A 1977-nucleotide genomic window follows, 5' to 3' on the forward strand; every position below is an offset into this window, starting at 1 on the left:
TATCTAGTTAATATTATTATGTTTAAAACCACACCCTAAAACGTGTCGTCAGGCCATTGGGTTACACAAATCGCATCATCATCTGAACTACAACACCAATAATTTTACAGTTACCATTTATAGGAATGGCGGGATAGGCTGGGTTTAACGCTTTAAGATATTTAGCTCCATCCAAAACAAGTTTTTTGAATGTTGCTTCATTCGTGTCGGTAAGCTTGGCTATCACCAAACTCCCATTTATAGGCTCTCTACCCGTATCTACTAAAACTAGAGATCCCTCTGGGATACTTACACCCATAGGTGCTGTCATTGAGTCACCTTCAACCTTCAACCAAAAAGCGGAACCTTGAACAGATACCTCTGATTCGTACCACTCATCGATCTCACTCAACGTATATGGCTCACAAGCTTCAGTCCAATTACCCGCCTGAACAAAGCTAATAACAGGGTACTTAGGAGCTGGTCGATAAGGTCTAGGGTTACTTACATTAGCGTTATTTACATTTTCATGACCATGCTGCAACCAAATAACATCGCATTTTAAGAATTTCGCCAACGCGTTCATTTTATCTTGCCGCGGTAAAGACTCCCCATTAAACCATTTACTAACAGCCTTAGATGAGACACCAAGGGCTTTTACTATCTCAGCCCCTCTGCCGTGTTCATTTAATCCCGCATCTTTACAGGCCTGTGCTAGCCTTCGGGAAAATTCATTCCGCACTTTTTCTGCTTGTACCATGAGTTCAATTATAAACTTCTTGCAAAAGACTTTCAGTACGGAGATAATGCGTACTGAAAGTACGATAAAGGAGATTTTTATGGATGATTTACGTAAGCCAATTACTGACATTGGCGTTGCCAGAGTAGCAAAGGCATGTGGAGTAAGTGAGAGAGCGGTTTACAAATGGATTAACAATGGTTTTCTACCAAAAACAGAATTCTTTGGAAAAACCAATTATGCAAAAACAATCCAATCCCTATCAAAAGGGAAAGTAAAAGCTGAATACTTACTATCAGTTAGCCAGAAAAAATTACTTGCACCTTAGCTTCACCCGCTCTTTAAAAATTCATGCAGTGCCTTTTGACTTCAATCGGCAAATTATTATCAACAATCCGCTCATATGGAATGAGCCACGGATCATTACTGCTGTTCCCAATATGGGAAGTAATCTAAGAAGGAATTTAAACTATGGAATGTGCAAAAAATATCAAAGTAGAGTGCTCATCAAACGAATTGATGACGTTTTACATTCAACAAATGTATTCAGTCGGTAATAACGGACTCGCCAAGGCGCTAGGAATACACCCATCAAAATCCAGTCGAGATAAAGCCAGAATATTCGATTTAGCTTGCCAGTTGGTGAGTAAGTTCGGATTACCCCCTGATTCGGTAAACATCAGTGAGAAGCCAACGAAAGTTGTTCTTGAAGGTGATTATGCTGAAAGGGTTATTCAGGCTCTTGAAGGGAAGGGAAAGGTTAAAAGAAAAGCCTCAACCACTGCGAATGGTGAGGCTTCTCAACAAATGGACTTAACCATTTAGACTAACAAATACACTGTATCAATAACCAGTATTAAAGGGAAGCTGATTTTGAGCTTTCCTTTTGCTGATACAGCTTAGGAATAAGGAAATTATACCATGAAGAAGAAAGTTAATCATTGGTTTAATCGTCACGAAGTGCATAAAAACATCATGCGAGATAAGACGTTACGAGAAGTGACACCGTTAGGAAGTAAACGTCTAAAGGAAGCATTCGAAGATGCAAAATTGAGAAATGAGCATCGTGAGAAATTACTAGGAGGATCGCATGAGTAATGTTGCATCGTACAAATTAAGAGCCAAGAAACTATTGCCTGAATTACCAGAAGAAGATGGATTTACATTCATACCAAATAAATTTCTTGATGATTTATTGAAGGAAGATTTTTCAGTTGATCAAATTAATGAAATTTTGAGTGTTTTCAAAAGGAAGGTGC

4 protein-coding genes are annotated in these 1977 nt (G+C 38.7%); 3 read left to right on the forward strand and 1 reads right to left on the reverse strand.

The window, feature by feature from the left end:
- Positions 1–61 precede the first annotated feature (61 nt).
- Positions 62–739, reverse strand: a complete 678-nt coding sequence (locus tag HMPREF3129_RS03975) for a LexA family protein (RefSeq protein ID WP_070486789.1) — start codon at positions 737–739, stop codon at positions 62–64.
- 79 nt (positions 740–818) lie between these two features.
- Here HMPREF3129_RS03975 and HMPREF3129_RS03980 point away from each other — a divergent pair, with 79 nt between their 5' ends.
- From HMPREF3129_RS03980 to HMPREF3129_RS18645, 3 genes are all read left to right on the forward strand, one after another.
- Positions 819–1046 carry a helix-turn-helix domain-containing protein gene (locus tag HMPREF3129_RS03980; protein ID WP_070486794.1) on the forward strand — a complete coding sequence of 76 codons (228 nt, stop codon included), beginning with the start codon at positions 819–821 and terminating at the stop codon, positions 1044–1046.
- A 143-nt stretch (positions 1047–1189) separates the two neighbouring features.
- On the forward strand, positions 1190–1543 hold the full coding sequence (locus HMPREF3129_RS03985) for a hypothetical protein (RefSeq protein ID WP_070486796.1): 354 nt from the start codon (positions 1190–1192) through the stop codon (positions 1541–1543).
- 96 nt (positions 1544–1639) lie between these two features.
- Positions 1640–1816 carry a hypothetical protein gene (locus tag HMPREF3129_RS18645; protein WP_164484703.1) on the forward strand — a complete coding sequence of 59 codons (177 nt, stop codon included), beginning with the start codon at positions 1640–1642 and terminating at the stop codon, positions 1814–1816.
- Positions 1817–1977 lie beyond the last annotated feature (161 nt).

Origin of the sequence: Proteus sp. HMSC14B05, from assembly GCF_001808035.1 — a bacterium.
In the GTDB taxonomy this organism is placed as follows: domain Bacteria; phylum Pseudomonadota; class Gammaproteobacteria; order Enterobacterales; family Enterobacteriaceae; genus Proteus; species Proteus mirabilis.

Excerpts from the sequence above, each read along its gene's own strand:
- HMPREF3129_RS03975 (WP_070486789.1), bottom strand. The coding sequence starts at position 739 with ATGGTACAAGCAGAAAAAGTGCGGAATGAATTTTCCCGAAGGCTAGCA.
- HMPREF3129_RS03980 (WP_070486794.1), top strand. The coding sequence starts at position 819 with ATGGATGATTTACGTAAGCCAATTACTGACATTGGCGTTGCCAGAGTA.
- HMPREF3129_RS03985 (WP_070486796.1), top strand. The coding sequence starts at position 1,190 with ATGGAATGTGCAAAAAATATCAAAGTAGAGTGCTCATCAAACGAATTG.
- HMPREF3129_RS18645 (WP_164484703.1), top strand. The coding sequence starts at position 1,640 with ATGAAGAAGAAAGTTAATCATTGGTTTAATCGTCACGAAGTGCATAAA.